Annotated in this window: 16 protein-coding genes and 1 pseudogene; all 17 read right to left on the bottom strand. The window is 42.4% G+C overall.

From position 1 onward, the window contains the following. Window positions 1-2,472, bottom strand: a pseudogene (locus tag ACQY2K_RS06945) (hypothetical protein); the annotation flags it as partial. Continuing rightward, complete coding sequence (locus ACQY2K_RS06940) at window positions 2,472-8,135, bottom strand: hypothetical protein (RefSeq protein ID WP_428041254.1); 5,664 nt, start codon at window positions 8,133-8,135, stop codon at window positions 2,472-2,474. The gene ACQY2K_RS06940 and the pseudogene ACQY2K_RS06945, both read right to left, overlap by 1 nt. Then, on the bottom strand, window positions 8,129-9,778 hold the full coding sequence (locus ACQY2K_RS06935) for a hypothetical protein (protein WP_428041253.1): 1,650 nt from the start codon (window positions 9,776-9,778) through the stop codon (window positions 8,129-8,131). Before ACQY2K_RS06935 ends, ACQY2K_RS06940 begins: the two co-directional genes overlap by 7 nt. Next, the gene (locus ACQY2K_RS06930) at window positions 9,775-10,542 is read right to left on the bottom strand and encodes a hypothetical protein (RefSeq protein WP_428041252.1); all 768 of its coding nucleotides are present in this window, start codon (window positions 10,540-10,542) and stop codon (window positions 9,775-9,777) included. The genes ACQY2K_RS06935 and ACQY2K_RS06930 overlap by 4 nt, the downstream gene beginning before the upstream one ends. 2 nt (window positions 10,543-10,544) lie before the next feature. Further along, on the bottom strand, window positions 10,545-10,898 hold the full coding sequence (locus ACQY2K_RS06925) for a hypothetical protein (RefSeq protein ID WP_428041251.1): 354 nt from the start codon (window positions 10,896-10,898) through the stop codon (window positions 10,545-10,547). Window positions 10,899-10,990: 92 nt separating this feature from the next. Continuing rightward, window positions 10,991-13,720, bottom strand: coding sequence for a hypothetical protein (locus tag ACQY2K_RS06920; RefSeq protein WP_428041250.1), 2,730 nt, complete (start codon window positions 13,718-13,720; stop codon window positions 10,991-10,993). Next, a complete protein-coding gene (locus ACQY2K_RS06915) occupies window positions 13,721-14,317 on the bottom strand; it encodes a hypothetical protein (protein ID WP_428041249.1) in 597 nt (198 codons plus the stop codon). It abuts the gene before it with no gap. Window positions 14,318-14,375: 58 nt separating this feature from the next. Continuing rightward, window positions 14,376-14,765 carry a Bbp16 family capsid cement protein gene (locus ACQY2K_RS06910; RefSeq protein WP_428041248.1) on the bottom strand — a complete coding sequence of 130 codons (390 nt, stop codon included), beginning with the start codon at window positions 14,763-14,765 and terminating at the stop codon, window positions 14,376-14,378. Window positions 14,766-14,783: 18 nt separating this feature from the next. Next, entirely contained in the window at window positions 14,784-15,779 is a 996-nt protein-coding gene (locus ACQY2K_RS06905; protein ID WP_428041247.1) for a major capsid protein, read from the bottom strand. A gap of 17 nt (window positions 15,780-15,796) precedes the next feature. Beyond that, a complete protein-coding gene (locus ACQY2K_RS06900) occupies window positions 15,797-16,447 on the bottom strand; it encodes a hypothetical protein (RefSeq protein ID WP_428041246.1) in 651 nt (216 codons plus the stop codon). Window position 16,448: 1 nt separating this feature from the next. Beyond that, entirely contained in the window at window positions 16,449-16,736 is a 288-nt protein-coding gene (locus tag ACQY2K_RS06895) for a hypothetical protein (RefSeq protein ID WP_428041245.1), read from the bottom strand. Beyond that, window positions 16,736-18,379, bottom strand: coding sequence for a portal protein (locus ACQY2K_RS06890; RefSeq protein WP_428041244.1), 1,644 nt, complete (start codon window positions 18,377-18,379; stop codon window positions 16,736-16,738). Before ACQY2K_RS06890 ends, ACQY2K_RS06895 begins: the two co-directional genes overlap by 1 nt. A 2-nt stretch (window positions 18,380-18,381) precedes the next feature. Next, window positions 18,382-18,684, bottom strand: a complete 303-nt coding sequence (locus tag ACQY2K_RS06885) for a hypothetical protein (RefSeq protein ID WP_428041243.1) — start codon at window positions 18,682-18,684, stop codon at window positions 18,382-18,384. Window positions 18,685-18,693: 9 nt separating this feature from the next. Beyond that, a complete protein-coding gene (locus ACQY2K_RS06880; protein WP_428041242.1) occupies window positions 18,694-20,202 on the bottom strand; it encodes a hypothetical protein in 1,509 nt (502 codons plus the stop codon). 244 nt (window positions 20,203-20,446) lie between these two features. After that, a complete protein-coding gene (locus ACQY2K_RS06875) occupies window positions 20,447-20,827 on the bottom strand; it encodes a hypothetical protein (protein WP_428041241.1) in 381 nt (126 codons plus the stop codon). Window positions 20,828-20,964: 137 nt separating this feature from the next. Then, window positions 20,965-21,675: a hypothetical protein gene (locus tag ACQY2K_RS06870; RefSeq protein WP_428041240.1), complete on the bottom strand. Its 711-nt coding sequence runs from the start codon at window positions 21,673-21,675 to the stop codon at window positions 20,965-20,967. A 157-nt stretch (window positions 21,676-21,832) separates the two neighbouring features. Beyond that, window positions 21,833-22,023 (bottom strand): hypothetical protein (locus tag ACQY2K_RS06865; RefSeq protein WP_428041239.1); only part of this gene is annotated, 191 nt, incomplete at its 5' end.

Raw genomic sequence — 22,023 nt, 5'->3', positions numbered from 1 at the left:
ATTTCCATTAGAAGCGTTCTCGTCATAATAATGTTCAACGTATATAGTAACAGGGTCTGTAGCCTGCATTTTATTAGCAACTGTTAATAAGGTGTTAGCAGAAATAGGCGTCGCAAAGAAGACCTTAATTTGCTCTTTTACCATAACACAGCTCATGGCTGTTATAACATTTCCATCAGACGGACGTGTCCATGAATGTTCAAAGCCACAAATAGTTCTAAAATTAGCACTACCACCTACAAAAACACCAAAAGTGGTATCAAAATAAAAGGCCCAAGATTTAGTGGGTTCACTTATCCCTGGCATTTCAATATATGAGTTATTGCTAAAATTGCTAGCAACTTGATTATTATCTATGGTTACACTATCCCCAACTATATTTGCGACATCTGTATTTAAGTGTCTATCTATAACTATTTCTTGCGTGCTGTTGTTATACTCTTCAACCAATTTATTATAAGCTGCTGTATATTTATCACCACTATGCCAAGAAAATGTATCGGCTCGTAGCCAGGACATGTTTTCAAGCAAATGTTCAAACCATTGGAAGGATAAAAGTGGTAGATTTGTAACTTCACTTTTCAACGCATATACTTCATTATCTAAAACACGATAGCCAATATGGTCTATACGAGTGATAGTAGTGCCATTGGTATGGATATGTGCCACAGGGGTTGCTACTGCTTCGGCCCAGACATTTCCAGTATCGTTGGACTTAAATTTCCATTTCTTGTTATCGGGGTTCCACCAAGCGAGCACACCCGCCTGTCCGTTATCAGGTTCAATTCTACTCCATACAATTTGTGCTACTTCCATTAAAGAGGTAGTGCCGCTAACATAGAACAAATCACAATCAGCCGTAGAGGTAATTGTGTGTGCCATATCACCAGAGATGGTAGTCTTAATATCTTGCCCCGCAAGTTGTAAAACAACACCTTGCTTCAATATCACTTCCATACCACTAGGGTTCGTTAAAATACTATTAGGTGCGTCTATAATACCATAGGTAGTGCAATAGTCGCCCTTAATACCGTCGCCTTCGCTAGTGCCGGGGTCAATGCTAGTACCGCCTGTTCCACGCCACTCCGTGCCGTCCCAGAGATACAACGCTACAATTTTCTTTCCGTCTTTATCTACTTCGTTTCTAGGAATAGCATACAAGTATTTCGTTTCGCCAGTAGCAGGCAACGCTTGTACCCATTTAATTAAATTGATTTTTTGTACGTCTGCATCTAGCGCAGTAATATCAGCCGCCAGTTCATCAGTAATGGTAGTAACAAATTCTTTATCAGCCAACTGGTTAGCCGTAGTTGCTTCCGCAGGGATTTTCCCCTCAATAGCGGCTACTTGGTCGCCGAGGTCATCTACATCGTTGCGGAGCGTTTTTACCGTTGCATTGGCTTCAATAGCGTATTTTGTTTTCAGCGGTGTCATAGCCTTGGTATCGTTAGTACCTGCTTCGGCTTCTGCCTTGGTTGCAAGTTTTACCGCACCTAACATTTCTTCGGTAGCCGCGTTCTCTAACAACGGATATTGAATAATTGCCTGTACAACGAACGGCCCTTTTACCGCGTTCTGGCCTACAAAGTCAGCACTTGCAATAGAGTAGAATAAATTACAATGTGAGTTATCTACCACTTCAATACCAACAGTAGAGTTAGTACCGTTAATCCATAACTTCTTATTAGTATCGCTAAACCGCAGAGAAACAGCAATAGGCGTATTGCTAAACTCAATAATTCTGCTAGATGTTACACTCGTTTTTCCGTCAAAAGTACCCAAGTCAATGACCGCATTTGCCGCTGTACCTCTCCCTTCGGTATAAGCGATAACGGCGTTCTCTGCTTTTTCTGCTTGTGCAGTTGCGTTCTGTTCGGCCTGTTCCGCTCCTACCTGTGCCGCCTTGGCACTCGTTGCCGCATTGGTAGCAATAGTAGCCTGTTCGGTAGCCACCTGTGCTTTTGCCACCGCAGTATCTTTCGCCACTTCCGCAGGAGTAGTAGCCTGTGCAATTTCCACTAACGCTTCTTTTTTTGCTTCGGTAATAGCGGTAATCGGGTCTAAAAAGTTATCTGCACTATCTTCGGTTACAGGAATTTTTACCGCTCTATTAACCTGTTCGGTCAGTTCCTGTACTTGCAAGGTCAGTTTATCATAACCACCTTCCAAAACTTTGCCGTCTAATTTTCCGTTACTGGTTAGTTCAATATCCTGTGTGCGCGGAGTGTCGCGTACAATAACAAGTTTATTTCCCTCTGCCAACGGTGCTAACCCACTAGCAGTTGTGGGATAGGTAAGTACCCCGTTGGAAATAGAATAGTTGTTTGTTACTTCCGTTTCGTTGTCGTTAGCGTCAACGATATAGATATGCACATTACTAACGGTATCGTCATAAGTGAAACCTAAGTTCCACTCTGTGGTCGTACCATTAGCATTATAAACAGATTTTGCTTTCGTGTTTGTTACGCTCATTATTTATCCTCTAAAAGTTTCTTAATTTGATTTTCGCTAATACCCAAAATTTTGGCAATACCCAAAACTCTTTCTTCGTCATTAAACAACTCTTTTGTACCTTGTAACATTTTTTTACTAGTTTGTAAAGGTACAGGTGTAAGAACTTGGGAAGTATCTAACGCAAAGTTACTCCAATCAATATCCTCTTTGGATAACTCACCAAAGGCTTTTCTTATATCACCCAAAATACCAGGCTCAATAGAGTTATCGTCGCCCCATACGGCTTGGCCTGTTCTTTTCGCAATAGCGTCAGCAGGCATAAGAAAAATATTCCCGATACTACCATAAGCACCAGTAATGTTTTCTATCATAGGTCTAATAAGTCCACGATAGACTTCTTCCTTATCGTCGTCATCGCCGCCAAACAAACCTTTAAAAGCAGATATGACAGAGTTCGTTTGCGACAATAAGGCATAGGCTAACGGGTTTAATATCGTATAGATAATAATACGCTTAAACAAATCTACACGGCTAATTTCCCCGTTGGCATACAGATAGAGTGCTTCTCTTGTCTTACGCACATACTGTGCTTGTGCGGAAGAAAAGGAAAGTAAAGCGCGTTTTAATACCGAGTTACCGCGTTGTAACCGCCCACGCGCAGACATAAGACCGCTCTGCTGTGTGGTTTCGGTGGCTTCAATAAGTTTTTCTTCAATAAATTGTTGCTGTCTTGCCTTACTCCATTTGCTCATTACGGGGTCTGTTTTAATCACATCTTGCAAATACAAGACATACGAACCACCACCTAACAGAACGGCAATAGTATCGCCCCAGCGGATATTTGTAGTGGCTATATCTTTGAACCAAACAACCCCTTGGCTTACCTTTTCCAAATTCCGTTCGCCAAGGAACTCACGCAAGGTTTTGTTTTCGCCAAGCATTGTGTCCATAAGCAAAGACTTGTTATCAAAGAAAGCCATAGGCAACGCACCTTGGGCGCGGTTTAGAAAACTAGGATAATTTGTTTTCATATACTTGTACATCTTGCTAGGGTTTTGCAATATTGTAAAGAGATACGAAGAAAACGCACCTGTCGGCATTTTTTCCGCATAGGCAATAAATGCAGGTATCTGTTTGAAGCCTACCCAAAACTTTAATCCCAATTTACCAATAGTCCAGTTAGAAACAAACTCGTTCAACAGTTTGCTCATTTGCGTCGCAGGTTCGGTATAGGAAACTCCAAGCATATACTCAATATCGCGTTGGAAGGCTTTTAAGAACTCGTCGCCAAACTTTTCGCTAATAGCCGTTTTCAATTCTTCGTTCTGCAATAATTGGCTAACGCGGTTTATCTTTTCCGTCATAGCAATAAACTTGTTTGCGTTTTCCAAGTAAGTTGTATAGGTATCAATAGGGTTATCTAAAATAAGTTTATCACCGATAGCAGGGCCGGTACGCTTTTGTGTATTGCGGAACCCCTTTTGCTCCGTCGGCTTGGCTTCAAACATAGTGATATCGTCTTGGATAACATCTTTGCCCATAGAAACCTTTTTCACTCTAACAGGCCAATAGTTAGCCTGTCTGCCCAAAGGTTCTTTGTTAATGCGGAAATATACTGCGGCAATATCGGGGTACATACTTTCCAACTGCGACATCATTTTGTCCGCAATAGCAATATCAATTTTAGACAAGCCGTGGTGTTTTATGATATAATCCACTACCGCTTTCCCTTGCTCGTACCCAAGTTCAATAAATTGGTTATTCAAATGTCTTACCCCCAATTCATTTTTAGAGAGCATATATAACTGCATTAACTGCCCTTTGGTGTAATCTTTTAGAACCAACCCGATTTTGTCCGTCGCATTTTTGAACGGTACTCTGGTATTTAATCTACCACGATAACCCCAAACATTAAAACCGACTTCATCTTTGATAGTCTTATTGAGGTCATCTATCATATTTTTGGTAGCAATATTCCGTCCTCTGTCGTCAACGATAACATCTAACTTGTTGGCCTCTTCTTGCCCAAACATAGCAATCATATTGGAACGGAACCCACCCAACGGCCCTGCGAAGATAAGTCTGTCAAGAGGAGTAATGACAGGAATAACTTTTCTGCTTCTAACAATTTCAGCCAAGTTATGAGCCTGCTCATTTAGTTCCGCTTCTTCTTTCATTTGCAGTTTCGTTGTATAATCAGCCGTTACAGTTGCCAAGGTTTGAATATCTCTATATAGAGAAATCAATTCATTGTTAGATAACGGGCGAAAATCGGGGTTCTTGGTTTTCTTTTTCGCATTAGCCAAGGCCGTTTCGTAGTCTATCAAACGAGCCAAAAAATGCTTTTGGTCGTTGTTAAGTCTAATCTCTTTCCCCGTCGGGTCTTTGGCAATAACCTCATCAAAGTTCTTACGGCTCTGCCAAAACTCATAGTTTACCGCGTCCCAATTTTTCGGGTTCTTCAAATACTTTCTGTATTCTTTAATAGTATCGTTAATAAAATTAAAAGCAACATTGGTATCGTTATCAAAGTTCCCTTTTTTTGCGTCGGTAAAGATTTCATTAATCGCCTTATCAATACGCGCTTTCATTTGCGTTTGATAATTTTCGTTCACACGATTAATAATACCTGTTGCAATTTCGGTTATGTTCCCAGTTGCCAATTTGGAATAATTCTTAACCAAATCTTCCAAGATAGCAGAACGGGTTTCCAACGGTACTTTCATAGCCACCAAAGATTTGGAAACCTCTTTAATCATTTTCGCCGTATTGTTCGGGTCAGTAACATCATAGGTTTTCGTTACCGCATTGGTAAGTTCGGCAAGCAGTTTGCCTTCGCTAACAATAGGCGGTTCAATTTTGTTTACCTGTAAAAAGGTTGCACTTTGATAGTATTTGGAAAAGAACTTATTGGCCTTATCACGCAACAAAGCAATAGCCGTTCTGTTAAACTCTTTTATTTCGTCAATTTTGCCACTAGAAGCGTTTTCTTTTGCTTTCCTAGCCAATGTATCTAATCCACCCAAATCTTCGCCTATAAGGTTAAATGCACCCTGTAACTGCAAAATAAAATCGGCTATTTGGTTTGTGGTCTTGCGCTCTCTTGCTAGTTCCTCTTTTTCATATTCCGCTACCTTTTCAGCAGACATCTTCGCTTTTTCAGTTTCGGTTATCGCTTTCTTTTCCAAAGACTTTACCGCTTTGCTCAAAGCATTGATACTGTTATTAAGGCTACGCAAGTTTTCGGGAGCAACTACCGCAAGCCCCGCTTGCGTTATTTTTCTCATAGCAGAAGCAAGGTTAGCAATTTCTACACGAGTACCACCTAAAATGTGCATATAGGCCGCCTTGTAGTTTTCAAATCTATCCTTTTGCGCCTTAATCTGCTCCGCGTTTCTGCTCTCTACTCCCTCCGCGTTCGCTTCTAAAAACTTAACAAAACTATCTGCCGTAGGATATAACTTTTCGTTCCGTTCAAACTTAAAACCTGTTTCTTCTAACAAGGCTAATTTTTCTACCGCAGTTAAGTTATTATAGTTAGGAGTGCGGTCAATAAACTCACGCAAGGTTACCGCATTAAAAGCAGGGATATACCCTTGCCCAAATTTAATAAGTTGCGCTAACATCTTAATCTGTTCAATGGTAGCCTTGCCACCTTTCTTTAAAGTATCTGCCGCGGTCTTTAAGTTTTCCACTCTCTCTTTCGTCAGTTCCCAAGCGGGTGTCTTTGCCATATCTTTCGCAAAGATTTTGCTATATGCTACTTGCAAACTTTCGGTAGTCTTGTTACCTTTTTCCGCCGCTTTGTAGATAGTGTTTACCAGTTTCTTCGCACCGTTTACCGCACCTGCCAAGTTAGCAGGTACTCCTTTTTGCGCTAACACAGTAGCCGATAAGGTCTTGGCAAACTTTTCCTGTTGCTCTGTGCTAAACATACCGTTCGCGTCGGGTTCCCCGATAACATCAATAATACCGCTAATCGTCGGGTTTACCATACCGCGTACACGCGCTTTCTGTAACACCTTTGATACGGAATTAAGATACTGGTGTGCCGCTTCGTGCAAAATAGTTTCCGCACTTGCGCCCTTTACCAAGTAAATCATTTTAGACGAAATGTCTTTCGGGGTTGCACCTTGCACTTGTCCGTCTTGCACATCGTGCAAATAGGTATCACTAGAAGAAATGTCTTGGCTGTTATCCGTTACTTCCACCTCTACATTTTCCGCTTTTACCCCTAACAAGTCCGCTTCAATTTGTTGTTTCTGCGTAAGCAGTTGCGCCGTAATCTCGTTTGTTTCTTGGTTTTCGGGGTGCAATTTGTTAAGTTTCTGCAAATAGATATGGTCCATTTCTTGTGCTTCCTGTTCGGTAAGACCACCTTTCAAAATGGTATCAATTTCACTTAACTCGTTTAATTTGTCTTTCCCCGCCACTTGGTTTTGGGCATACTCTTTGTACTCTTTCAAAACCTCTTGCCCTTTTTCCGCAAGAGCAGGAGTTAATTGGTCCGCAAAGTTATTCGCTTCTTCCTTGGTAGCCTTATGCTCAATAGCAAAATTCTGCAAACTCTTGTGCAAGCCACGATAAGAAAAGGCCGCACCAGTACCACCAAACAAGCCACCACTCAAAGCACCGATAAAACCACTATACAAATAACTGCCGATTTCGTTGGAAAAGCCTTTCCACTCTTCCCCTTTACCAAGCAAACGCGGCAGGTTAGCCTGTAACGCGTCTTGCACACTTTCCGTTGTAAATTCTTCCGCACCCGCTCCCAATACCACGCGGCCTAAATAAGACTTAAAACTTGTGCTAACATTGTCTTGTCTAACCCAACTAATTACTTCGTTCAGCAAACGGTTATTAAACGCAAGCCGTTTCGCAGGAGTGCGAAACATACTCATAATAGAAACACCGCCCAAAGCGTCTAACGAACCTACCGCCGCACCTGTTACCGCACCAGTAGATAACGCGCCCTGTAAAGTGTTTCCGTTCTGCAATTCGCTATCTACCACATCACTCATAGTGGAAGTGGAAGAGAGTGCCGCCATTGTAGCACCTGCCAAAATCGGGTTCTTGGTTAAGGCTAAAACCCCACCCGCCGCAACCATTGTAGGAGCCGCCGCAAAAACATCAAAGACAACTCCGTCTTTGTTGCCTTTGGCATACCAAGCGTCTTTCATACGCTTTTCTGTATTCTTGTTAATAGCGTCAACCAATGCTTTCGCTTCTTCCGTTTCAAAGGTGGCGCGTTGGCTTGCTTCGTCTAAATCTGCATAAAACTGTTTATCTAAATCAGCGCGTTGGGTGTCGTAATCCTCTTGCGAAATAAGGCCTTCTTGCAAACGGCCCTCTAATTCGCCATACAGAAAATCGTATTTCTTGGAGCGGAAGATATCACGCATACCGTCTTTAAAAGTGTTGCTACCTACTTCCCATAACTTATAACCGCCAGTTACTAATTGGTCTGTACCAAAGACCGCACCACGAAACGGCGCAGTCCATACACTACCTTCCTCTTTCGGTTTTTCCCAACGACCATAAGAATAAGAAAACTCATCTCTAAATTGAGGGGCTTGGTAGCCATACTTTTCCTGTCTTTCCACCGCCGTTGGCATAACAGATAAACTAGACAATTCCTCGTCGTTAGAATTAATTTTCACACCGCTAGTTTCAATTACCATACCAATACTCCCCCTTGTCCACCTGCCAAAATATCTTTTCTTTCGCCCGCATTTGTTCCTGTCGTGCTTTGCTTTTTCAAAAAGTTTTCTCTAAACACTTTGTAAACACTTTCGTCTGTCGGCAAAGATGTCATAGCAATAGCGTTACCTATCGCACTCATTGGAATTTTGCTAGTATCTGCAAACAATTCTTTCGGGTCATAATGCTCCCACAGATACTGCACAAACCGACGCATTTGAATATCGCCGTCGCCAGTAGTATCTTCTTTGATAGCATTGTAATACGGCTTTAAGAAATTATACATATTCTGTTCCCATTGTTCAGGACCTTTGAACTTTTTGTCTAACCCGTTTACATAGATACCAAGCAAGGTTTCCTGTTGCGCGTTCACTTTCTTTCTCGTTTCCGCAGAGTTATCAATGATACTTGCCATTTGAATATTATTCTTTTGTGCCAAGTTCTGCTTGTACGCATTTACCACATCACTAGGGGTTTTGTCGCCGTATTTGAACTTCCCAAGAGTAGTTAAGTCAGCGTGTTTCTTTCCACCGTCATAAGCCGTCAGTTCATTATAACCGATATCAAGTTTTACGCGGTTATCCCAAAATTGAGAAACCGTTTCTTGGTCCGCATTTCTTACCGTAGTATCGGCCCAACGCGCAAATTCTTCTAATTCCAAATTGGAAATATCATCTACCCCGGATATCCCCAAGTTTTTAAACATCGCACCAAAAATAGTTTTAGCGTCTTTGTTGGTTTCCACACTATCTTTGTACGCGTTCAAAGCAATATTGCGCCCCTGTTCTTGCCCACTCTTATAATAAGACAACCATACTTCTTTTAACAGTTTTACATTACTGTCCGCTTGCGTGTTCTTTCGTCTGCTCGCAACTTCTTCCGCTTGGATAGCATACCGCAAGCGGTCATCACTTGTTAGAATAGGAGCATAGTTCTTATCTTCACGCAAGGCTTTCGCCGTCTTTTCGGGGTGTAAGTCCATATCCTGTATTACCAAGGAACGGGTAAAATTCAAATTCCACTCTCTCTGCACATTTTGTTTTTCCGCTTCACTAATCGTACCGTTGGTAACATAGCGGTCTAACATATCTTCCCACTCTTTCACATATTTTTCTCTTTCTTCGGGAGTACCTGCCGTAAAGGCTAACTCATTATACTGTCGGCCCGCGTCCTCTACTGTCTGTTTGTTTAAAGCAATTTGCAACTGTGCGCTTGCCAAAGAGCCACTATATTCCGCAGTGGCAATTCTTTCCCCACCCTCTCTGCTATACCAACCGTTGTACAAATCAGCACCCAAAGCATTTACACCGTTCTCATCAATGTCTTTCTTGTATTTAGTAAACAAATCGTTAATTTGTTCCTGTGTGGTCGCCAAAGACAATTCCTTTTCATATTGTTTCGTGCGTTGCGTAGCATATAAGTTAAATCTGTCTAACTGCCCTTGCGTAGCATTAATAGATAACTTAAACTGCAAATCGCTAATGTCCTTAAAAGACTTGGAAAGTCCTTCCATTGTCTTAATATAAGAACTTCCCAAACCTTCCATTGTCGGTTCGGGCACTCTGCCTGCTCCCGTTTGCGGAGCATTTAACGACACTTGGTCCTGTCTTTGCGGTATCTTCATTTCTTACGACCTCTCAAACCAAACTCATAAAAATTAGGAACGGTATTTGCTTTCCCACTAGCATACAAATAAGAATACCCCTTACCGTTCAAATCGTCATATTGATAACCTAAATTCTTATCCACATTTCGCGAGTTAAATAACCCCGCCGAATAAGCATTTGTTTTCGGTGTTTCATATTCCGTTCTCAAATCTTGGTACTTCTGCCATTTGTCCGCTACCGAAGTAGCCGCAGACATTAACCCCTGAAAACCACCGATAAGAGAAGCGTTAGCCTGTTGTCTTGCTTCGGCATACGCCGTCTGCCCCTTGTATTGCAACCCAATATTCTCTATCGCAGTAGCACGCCGTTGCTCAAAAGCAGAGTTCTGCAAATTAGCCTGTATCGTAGATACATCTCTGCCCACAGAAACACCAGTAGATTTTAGCAACGCTTGGGCAGAACCACTAGCCGTGCTCATACCACTAGCCGCCATAGCCGCTAATTGCGAACCTACCACCTGCCGGCCTTGCCGTTTGATATCCCCAATAGCGTCAGCCGCCTGCCGCGTTTGATACCCGATATTCCGTTCCGTAGCAATAGTGTTAAGCCGCGCTTGCGTTTCTGCCGCTCTCTGTTGCATACGACCGTACCGTTTAGCCGTAGAATAGCCTAAAACGCCCGTAGCAAGGCTTGCAACTCCACTTGCTATACCACTAGCCAAACTCCAATTAAAATTGCTCTTGGCTTCTTTTAGAACTTCCGCATTAGTTTTCTTTGCCATTTTCACTTTCCTTCAAAGCAATAAATTCTAAACTCAACATCATTAATAAAGACAGGCTCGCCCCACTCTCTAAATCCACACCATAAATTAAGTTTTCTCGCTTGCTCATATCTGCTGTCCGTTATTAACCACAATATACCATATTTATCAAAAAAACGATAGACTTCTTTTTTCGCTTTTTTCATAAACGATAACTTATGCTTTTCTACCAATGTCGTCGTTAATAGCCACATGACCATAAGATTATTATTTTGTATTAGTCCATATAATGCAATAGGGTTATCTTCGTTATCTACAAAAGCATAACTCTCTATACTTTGCTCCCTACTAATACGAATATGGTCGCGTAAAGACATTGTAGGGCTTACCGTTATGCACTCCGCGATGTCGCCCTTGCGGGCGTTGCGCTCAAAATACAAGTAGTCTAATTCCCTTATCTCTCTCGTTCTCATCTCTCGTACTCCAATTCTGGGATAACCGATATGATAGTTATCGGCAAAGGCTCGTCTTGTCTTATCTTTACTGTCGTCGGCTCGTCGTGCGAAGAAGGCAATATCTCACGATAGAAACCATTACGCAAGGAAATGTCGGTATCGTCATTAGAAGTCTTGCGCTCTAACATATTTACTTCTCTGTGTCCGTTCACACTAATCTTGGAACCACGCGAATTGTAGTACCGCACCGATACCGCTACTACCCGTTTCTTTCTATTGAGGTTGCTACCGTCGCCGTTGTTCACATCAAAGGTCAGTGTTTCAAACACGCTCTCATACGGCAACCCTACCGTTACTACACTCGCCGCATTGGGCAAGGTTATCTGCCCATTGGCTACTACCAAGTCCTTTACTACATACCCGTCGGCTAACGCTACTACCGTTTCGCCGTTAAGATATTCCAAACCTGTTATGACAGTAGCAGGTTCGCCACGATAGGTACGACCGCAATCAACAAAGAAACGGTCTTTCGGGTCAGCAACAGGCAACCGCGTCGGCATTTTCTCTACAAATGTTCCGTTCTTTCTCTGCACCGCAAGGTACAACTCTTGGTTAGAGCCGTCAGACAATACACCAATGGAAATAACTTTACCACCAAAGTCCATTGGAGTCCACGCTATAACCTGTTGTTGCCGTAAATAGGTACACGCAAGCACAGTTCCTTCCTCTTGCAATACCCAGATAATAGAATACGGCTCTTGCTGATAGGCCAACTCCTTTATCTTTTTGTTTTCAAACAAATGGTTTGCCAAGATAGTAATGTCCTGTCCGGCATAACCATCAGTTTCAAAGTTGTACGCATAGTCGCTGATAGCCTGTTTCATTGGGTGTACATAAATGATGTTATCCCGTACAATTACAGGCTTTACATTAGCACCACCAGTAGAACCTTGCTTCAAAAAGGTTGCACTATTCGGGGTAAAGGTATCGTTATTATGAATAAAGTTACCGCTATCGGTAAACACCACCAACTTGTTTCCCGCAATAGCCGTATTGATTTTGTTAATCTTTTTGTCTTTGATAATAACGCTAATTGCGTCATCATCTGTTACATCAGTAGATACCCCAAAGTTGTTATAATCACTAATCTTCGTAGCGTCTAAATGGTTATTGGTAAACCACTCCACCCTGTCTTGGTACAACTCTACATCTGTTGGATATACTTGCGGTTTCCAATACCCTACAAAAGAGTCAAAGTATGAAGGTTGTGTTTGTATCGTTTTCGCATTGTTTATGGTTAATGACAGTATTTTTGCACCATAACTATCGTTATTATGTTCTTCAATTCTTACCGCTTCTACTAATACGGCAGAAAAATTTATTGGGTACCAACCTGTTCTAACAGGCTTTTCGTCAATAAAATGACCTTTAAAAACCCATTGTTTGTTTACTAAAATAGACAAACTGATTTTCGCGTCGTTTGGCGCAATCTGTGTTTGAAAATAATAAGAAAGGAATAAATTAACCCCGCTCATAACCACAGGAGTTTTGAAATAGATATCCACAACAGAGTCCCCGTCGCGTGCTTCCATATAGGTAGCGTCATTACCGTCCAACATCTTCCACGCATTAACAATATCAGTTGCGTTACCTGTAATACTAATATCAGGACTAGAAGTGTTGCTCGTTAATACAGGCAAAGTGTAAGGAACTAATGAACCCGCATTGGAAATGAAATCAATTACATCAACAGGCACATCTATCGTTTCCGCTTTTAACGAAAAATCACTAACCTTTTCCACCGCACGGAGGTTTAAGTTGTAGGCCGTTGCGTCAGTTCTAAAAGAAAAGTTTAAACCAGTTGCCGAATAAGTACCCAACTCGTCAAAGTTTAACCGCACAAAAGAGGGGTTTCCCTCAAACGAACCTGCGAAATCGTAATTGTTGCTATTGTTGTACGACGAAAATTCTTCCCGCGTTTGCCAAGTTTCTCCGTCATCACTATATTCCAAAACAAAACGACCACTCCAAGTTCCGCTAGTCTTTAATGAGTAACTACCAACAACAAAAAATTTGTGTGTCTTAAATTCCGCCGCGACTTCCGTACTTGTTACACGACCACCAAAGTTTTGCGAACTTACCATTACTTCTACTTTGAATAGGTTGCCTACATCTTCCGTCGTTACTTTTCTTCCTACAAAGTTTAACAACACATAGACAATATGGTCCTCGGTCTTTTTGTTTAAATATACCTTTTCTTCTTTCGTTACATCATACGGCCCGTTCTTAAAATCGTAATCCTTTATTTCCCAGTTCGTATGTCCGTACCGAATTAGCATTTGCGGTTTGCCACCCCAAGCCAAATACATCACATCACCAGATTGGCAGAACCGTATGTTTTCCAAATCTGCCGTAGTAAAAAGCGAAACAATTTCATACGGTGTGCCGTCGGTATTTACTATCAACCCGTTTGTAGTATGGAAACGACAGTATTTGTTTCCGCACTCTATCATATAAGTTTCAGTATTAGAGAACTCAAAAGGAATAAGGCGCACCACCGAGTCTTTCGTTTGGGCTAACATCAATGTACCCGCACGGTTGCTCATACCACCCTGCGCGTGGACAAACATATTCTTACCGCTCTTAACAGACGATACAAACTTTTGGTAATCTACTCTGTCATAAAGCAACGGGGATATTTCCCCGTTGTTAAAACTTGGTTGTAATTGGTGTAATACCGCCATTTATTCCCTCGCTGTTAAATAAGGATTATCAAACACCGCCGTTTCTAACCGTTCCACCTTGTTCGTGTATCTCGCATTGTCTAGCGCATATTGATAGGTCTGCACCGCCATTTGATACAACTGCGTAGAACCAGTTAAGGACATCGCCATTTTAGCCGCTAATGCCGCCGAAAACGCTTCAACAAATTGGCTATCATACAAAGAGGTTTCTTCAATATCACGAGTGTACTCACATAACGCATATTCCACTTGCGACCGTATCACTTCTTCTTTCTTTACATTATCATATTCTAACCGAAAATGACCCGCCTTTTCCAACTGTCCTTCGTTGTAAATCTTTGTAATAAACAAACTGTTAGCGGGTTTGCTATATACAAACTCCATTACTCCCTTGTTCGTTTCTTGTCTAATCAAAGACAGTTTCGCAGTTGCTTTCGCAAAAGACCAATCGTGCGCCCGTAACAACTGTTGCCGCACAATATCATAATACTGGTTGCAAAGTCTTGCTCTTTGGTTTTCCTCTGTCAAAGAGGACATATCCACTTGTCCTAAAATCGCTAACGCCATATTGCATATATCTAATTTGCTTTTGTTCATATCTTATCCTCTTTGATAGAGGGGCGGCTTTTTACACCGCCCCTTTTTTGTTTTTCCCTTATTCAACGTCAATCGGAGGCATTGGAGTAAGGAACGCTTTTACACTACCTGCGTCGGGATCAGTACCCGTAACAGTATAGTTCAAACGAATATAGCGTTTGCAACCCAACGGCAAGCGCATTTTCACTACATTGGCATCAGCCGTCAGGTCAGCCAAGGCTACCGTTACAGCCGCCAATTCCTTTTTGGAACCGAAGGACGCGTCGTCATCAGTTTCAATACCGATAGCCAACGAGGTCAGTTTCGTAAACGCTTCTTTCACATTTACAACCAACCACAGGGCCGCAAAGGCATCGCCAGCCGCCAACTGGTCCACTTTGTTCGTGGAAGCCGCAGTTGCGGTAATCTTCTGTCCATCAGAGAATACAAGAGTGTTATCCATTAACATAGTCTTTCTTGCTCCTTATTAGTTCACTTTGGCTTCCGCGTTGCCGATAAATTCGCAAACGTGAACGGGGTAGCCGTTATAGGTCAGCACCAACGGCTGTCCGGGTTTTTCAGGCGTGTAGTACACATTACCTTTTTTGTTCAAAGCCTGTTGCAATTTGAAGCGAACTTTCTTGTTCATATACAAGATAGCCTTGCCGCCGCCGTCAATGTTCACGCGGTTGCAAAGTTCATCCAACGCTTTGAGCAAATCGTCGCCCGTAGTGATGTCAGCAATATTGCAAACACGACCAGCATAACGCCAGTCAGCAACGCACAAACCAGCCTGCCATTGGAAATGGTCGTGGTAAGCAGGGAAAGAACCGCCCTTGCCGTCTTCCACAGAAACGCATTTGTTGCCAGCAGAATAGTCAATATGTTCAATACCGGCCTTGGAGCCTTTCGGATAGAACATAAATACCTTATCGCTATCCCAAGTGATAAAGTAAATAGACGACAGGGCGTTGCCCGTACCGCCAGCAGACACTACGTTGCGAGAAGAGTCTTCGGAGTCAAAAGTACCCACTTTGTTATAGCGGGAAGCAAGACCAGTAAAGGACTCTTCTTCTTTCTTTTGGGAACCTTCAATAAGGGTTTTACCCATATCATAGGCCATACCAGTCATAATGGACTTGGCTTGCCCCATACGCACTTGTGCAACTTTTCCGCCTTTTTCAGCGACCAGTTTATCTACAATGCTGTCAGCGGCTAACGTACCAAAGGACTCCGTAACCTGTTTCAAACCGTCTTTAACAGGTTGCACACCTTTGTACGCTCTGCGCCACGTTCCGTGCGGAATAGCCGTACGAATAGCGGTCAAATGACCCGCGTCAGAGTTAGACTCAATTACCAACGCGTCCTCAATCATCGGGTTCGCTTTGGATAATACTTCGGCAACGGCAAGTTCTTCGCCGTCGGGGCCAAACTGTTTGGCGTGGTCTAACAAGGTATATACTTCATTACCCACAATTTCCATAAGTTTTTACTCCTTTTTTAGTTTCCGTATAAGATTTCTTGTACCGTTTTACTACTCTTTACACCGTTGCTGGTAGCAGGAACGGTTTTGTCCGTAGCAATTTTACTGCCAATGTTGCGAAATACACGCACCACCGCAGGGTGGTTTTCCAAGCCAGTATCTTTCATAAGTTTTACAAACTCATCGTCGCCGAATTGTTTGTAGGCTTGCACCGCTTCACCAAGTTTCTGCTCGGCATTTTCGCCAAGTTCTTTCAGTGTGTCGGCTTTCCAGCCTTCTTGCATTTTATGAAAGGCCTCCTCGCTCGCTTTGATACCCGCGGCATCAAAGTCCACAAGTTTCTGGGCTTGCTCTTGCGTCAACTTAAATTCCTTCGCTAACGAAATAAACGATTTCATTTTCCCTTCGTCTAATTTCATACCCTCGGGCAATTTAAATTGGGCATCGTCTTTCACTACTTCGGGCGTGCTGGGTTTTGGTTCCGCATCACTCCCTTTTTCAGGGTTCTTGTTAGACCCCTCTAAATTTTCCGTATTAACAGGTTCAGTCGTCTGCGTAGGTTCCGTAGTTGCCTGCGTAGGTTCAGCAGGCGACGGCTCTACCGCTTTTGGTTCTTGCGGTTTCGCCGTCGGTTCCGTTGTTACCACCGTATTGGTTTCTTCTGCCATATTACTCTTCCTCCGATTGTTCTTTTTCCAAAGACTTTATCATACTGTGCCACTCGTTCTGCATTTGCCAATAAACGGCCTTATCTGCTTCATTAACGAGCGTTTTTACTACTTCCGCTACCATAGCCCTGCCACAGTTGTAAGCCGTGTCCTGCGGTCTTTCGCTACGATATATGCCTTCCACAGGCACTCCGCATTGGATAATATGATAAAGCACAGCACGACCCGCCGAAGTCTTTAACAAACTGCGGTAGTCGTTTACTAATTTCTTGTGCAATTTATATTCCATTATTCCAAACCTTGCGCTTGTATCGCTTTGTCTAGGGCACTATTCTTGTTTAGTTCAATGTCGCTTGCCTCTTTCGCCATTTGCAACTCGTTCACGGCCTGTTGCTGTTGGGCGAGTGCGGCCTGTTGTTGCGCCCTCTGCTCTCTTATAGCAGATACTACCTTTTCGTCGTTTAACATATCAGGCTCCACTCCTATCATCTTCGCCGTCTTACGCGCCACGACATCAAAATTAATGTTATCCAATACGCTCTGGTCGGCTTGTGCCAAGTTAAACAATACACCAAGATATTGATTAGTCGCACTTACACCACTCATCTTTTGTGCTTGCGCTACCATAGACACATATTCCACACTCAACTCCTGCCCTTGTATGTCAGCAGGTGCTTCGGGTACAATTCCCGCGTCTAACGCATATTGGAAAATAATGTTAATCAGGTTGTCCAATACTTCCATTTTGAACATTTCAAAGATAGGACCTAACATCATTAACTTTTCACTATGCAATTCTTCCACCTCACGCGCCGTCTTTTCTTGCGTGATTGTCTGCAACATAGAGAAAATATCTACATAAAACGATTTGTTAATTCTTTGCTCGCATTGGGCAATAGCATATTCCAAAGACTGCATATCCATTTGTACTTTGTACACAGGCATTATGCTTTGGTCCGTAGAGCCATTAAAACGAGTTATACCGTCGGGGTTAAGGTTTACTACACCAGGTACATTGGAAGATACTTGCAACGGCGGGCGGGTGATTTTTGCTAAACCAATTAACTTCTCTTGGTTCATCTTCTGCAACATCTTTACATCGCCCAAAACCTCTTGCCCAATTCCCATACCGTAAATGTCGCTAGACGACTTAACGCGCCAACGCGGACAAATTACAGGGAAAAATTTGTAACCACCTACACGCAAAGGCTTATCCCCACACTCTTCCCAATAAATAGAAATAAAAGGCATATTTTGGTTATCTACCTTTTCGGGGTTTCTGCCTGTGTTCGGCATAATCATATGATAAACATTGACTTCTTCGTCTATTTTTCCGTTCTCATACATCTGCCGAGTGTTTCTGCTTACATTTTCTAACCCAAATTCCCCAACCAACTCCCCTACTGTTTTTACAAATTGTCTGCCAAATGTATCTATATTAGCACTTACCGTCTTGCCTAACACATATTCCCCAGCAGTAAAGGTTGTCGCGTGAACCACATTGTCCCAGTCGCGGTCAATAATCATACAACCTGTTCCGTAAGTGGCAGTTTCTTCGTATATCTGGTGCAAGCATTGATAAATGTTAGAAGATGACATAATATCTTCTAACAAGTGTTTAATGTTAGATAACCAGACATCTACCGAATTGGGAAGATTACGAAGTCCTAACGATAAGCCTAGGGTAAACCAAGAGCGGGAAGGGGAAGTTATCCCGCTCTGCATACCAGACGATAATATGGATATCGCCTGGCGGGGGGTGCTGTCTAAAAACTTCTTGTAGTCAATGGTCCGTTTCTTTTTGCCTTTGTCTTTGTCAAAAAAACCAGAGGTAGGATTTAAGTTCTCGCTTATATCCTGCCACAAGGGAATATATAAATCCCTGTACGCTTTTAACGAACCATATCTGTTTTTTAATTTGTTAAAATCCATAGTTATCCAAGTGAACTTTTCAAACCTACACCCGCCGTAGGAGCAGGAGTGCCAAGGCCAGTTTCGCCAGTCTTTAACGAACCTAAAAAGCCTTTACGCAATAACCGCTTTCTGGCTTCTTCCATATCGCTATCTTCCGCATTTATCGCCGTGGCTTCGCTCCCCTTATTTAACGCTTCTTCTTCTTGCTTACGCAACGCTTCTTTTTGCGCCCGTTCCTGTTTCTTTGCTTGCTGATGTTGGTCCACAGCAGAATAGGTTTCTGCCGCTGCGGCAATAATACTTCCAATAGCCAAACCTGTCATAATTACTCCTTAAAGTTCAAACTCAAATTTAGCAAACTCTTGCACTCCGCTGTTTGCTCCCGCCGCATTAGGAGTGATTACTCCTAACTCGGGGTCTTTTATACGAGATATCGCGTCTATGCAATCGTCGTGTCCTTTCGGGAAGTTTATCATCTCGTATTTCAATTCTTGTATTAAGTCGTGGCTCTTACCCTCGTAATCCCTGTACTCCAAACTCTCGGGTATGTAAAACTTGCGGTTGCTAAATGTCGGGACAAATCTGTCCACACGCTCTATCTTACTTAACTTGCCACCAAGTTCTACAATGGGGAACCGTATGTTTTCCGTTTCTTGGCATTTGCGGATATAGTCCGTATCTGCCATTAACGCATACCGTTCATACCCTACTACCAACGGCTTATACTTTAATACTAATTCAAATAACTTTTTCTTGCGTTCGTCTAAATTTAATTTGTCTTTTACCAAATCTACTAAATAGACATTATCTAACGCATCTACTGCCATTACCGCTAACGCGGAATAGTCGCTTCCCTTCTTCTTACTTGTTGCCGCGTCAACCGTAATATACACATTTTTGGTTAGTTTGTCAAGTGAAGTCTTATCGTAATACTGGAATAACTGCGGATTAAACCTTCTCTCGTCGTCGCTAACAGGATTAAGCAACATCTGTGCACTAAAAATGAACGGAGTCATTTCGTGCCGCTTTTCTTCCAACTGCTCTTTCGTTATGATTTCGCAAGGTTCACCGTCTGGTGTGCCGTCTATCGTCGCAGGATAGATACGCGGTTTCACAATTTTGTTCTTAATCAAATAATCGTAAGTATCTACGGTATGATAACGAGTACCGATAAACCGCTTCTTTCCGTTTCGGCTTACCAAGTTAAATGAAGTAAGCAACGCATTGGTTGTGTTTTGGATAACTTCGTTTGAGGTTACGTTATTTACGGACACAATATCGTCGTACACAATTATATCCCAATGCCGGCCCGTAGCCTGTGTATCAAGCCCTGTGCCCTCTACCGTCGCTTCACGCTTCGTGCCGGTGCGCTTTACTACCAAACCTTTTTCTTCTGTCCAACGTACAGATTGTGTGTCTGGGTTTTCATACAGGACATCAGGGTATAATTCTTTTAATAACTCGTTACTTTCCAACTCTGTCTTAATAGCCTTTACAATGTCAATAGCCGCACGACGCGACCAAGAGCAGATACCGATAGTGATTTCGGGGTCCTGCATAATGTTCCAAATTGTCATACCGTGGGTAATAATAGAGGTTTTCCCTGAACCGCGAAACCACAAATCCAGCATACCGTCAGGCTGTTCCTGTACTTCCCTCATACGGGAAAAGTGCCAATCAGTAAACAAGTCCTTGCGGTTAAGAATATATACCACAAAGAAAAACAAATCCTTTCGGCCTATTTCCGCCATAATGACTCTCTGTTCTTCTTGCGAGTATTTGCTTAACGCGCTAATAATAGCAGGATATTCGTCTTTGGAACTAGGTAATCTAAAATCCATTATATTCCCCTCGGTTTCTTCTCACAAGTGTAAGAAACCGTTTTGTTTCTTCTTCGCTACATCTATCAGAGTATATATGAAATAAGAAGAAACTACTTAAATACAAAACAAAAAGAATTGCAATAAAAGAGAAAAGTACCCACTCAATAATTAACCCAATCATTTATCCACCTCCGCAAAGAAATAAGCCGCTACAAAAAAGCAAGACAAGACGAAAGCGGCATCAAGAACGCAGTAAAAGAAACTACTCATCTTCCACCACCTCGGCTTCATCTACCGCATTGGAAAGTATGGAGTGCCCGTCAGCAAGTTCGTCTTTTTTAGCCAGTCCGTTGTTTTGGATAAACACTTGAAAGATGTTCTTTGCCACCTCTTGACCTTGAACCTGTGCGGCTTCTTTCATAACCTGCTTGGTAAAGAATTTCGTTTCCACTTGGTTGCGGAAATCTGCTTCGTGATTACGCCAATAGATAACCGAGCCTTGCACTCCACCCAACGCCGCATAGACTTGGCCTAGGATATCGTCGCTGTTTTTAGACAGCGTGAGTGGCATAGCCAGTCTTGCTGGTGCAGGTGCTTTTCTTTTTCTACCCACAAGTGCTTTTGATTTTTCGTTAAGTTTCATACCTACTCCGTAAATAATTATAGAACGAAAAGAAAGAAAAGTCAAACTGAAAAAATTTTTGGGAAAAAAATTCTAACCCCTTGCTCTTTTCGTTCTTTGATTATTTCTATCCCTTTCGTTAATGTGTCCAAAATGACCTACAACGCATTTTTCTGCTCTTTTGGCATAGTCATAGCCAGTTGCTGTTCTAACTCTTTAATACGGGCTTTTAGGCTTTCCTTTGTTTCCGCATTGGTTATACGCTCCGCTTTCTTTTTTGCTCTGTACTCTTTAAGATAAGCGAGGCGGTGTTCTTTGTTTTTCTCATAATAATTCTTGTGATACACCGACATCTGGTCCTTATGTTCTTGTCTATACTTCCGCCAATAAGCATTAAACTTATCCGTATTGGACTTACGGTAATTGCGTTGGTATTCGGCAAGTTTTTCCTTATTCTTTTCGTAATACCGTTTTTGGTATTCTGCCACCTTGTCCTTATGGTTTGCCTGATAGCGTTTTTGCGCTTCTCTGTTTTTATCCTTGTTTTTTTCGTAATACTTCTTACGATATTCTCTCATCTTTTCCGCGTTATTCTTCCGCCACTCTTTTGCTTTTTCTTTCATAAGTTCCTTATTCCTGTGGTAATACTCTTTGTTATAGGCTAGAACGGCATCCTTATTCTTCTGTTGCCACCCGTTTCTGTACTGTTTCCTTTCCTCTCTATGGGTAAGGTTGTAAATTCTGCTTTTCGTGTTATTATCGCCCCATTGTGCTAATCTAACCAAGCATTTGTGGCAATAGGGCAGAGAGTTATCCGTTAATTCCTTACCGCAATTTTCGCAAACTAAAAACTTCTTTGTGGTTCTCATAGTTCCTCCACTATGTAAATATAAGTAAAGCATATCAAAAAAAGCAGAAAAAGTCAAACGATAAATAATTGTAAGTACAGGTGCGCACCGCAGGGTTGGTGTTACTACTACCACGCTTGGCGGGCCGTGCAGAGATGTCGTTCTGTCGTAGGGGTTGTTAGGTGCGTACCGCATTGAGTGCGTTACGAGCCGCTACTGCGGTCGTTTCCCGTTGCCCCCTAGTGGAGCGAAGCGACACCACGGGGGCGAAGCCTTGCGCCGTTGTTGTTTGATGTTGCCGTTGCCTTTGCCGTGTCGTGCCTTTCGGCAAATTCTTTTCTTTTTCTTTTTTATTATATTGTTTCTTTT

It is taken from the genome of Candidatus Avelusimicrobium fimicolum (assembly GCF_021632165.1).
Lineage (GTDB): Bacteria > Elusimicrobiota > Elusimicrobia > Elusimicrobiales > Elusimicrobiaceae > Avelusimicrobium > Avelusimicrobium fimicola.
This window is presented reverse-complemented; position numbering and strand designations above follow the sequence as displayed.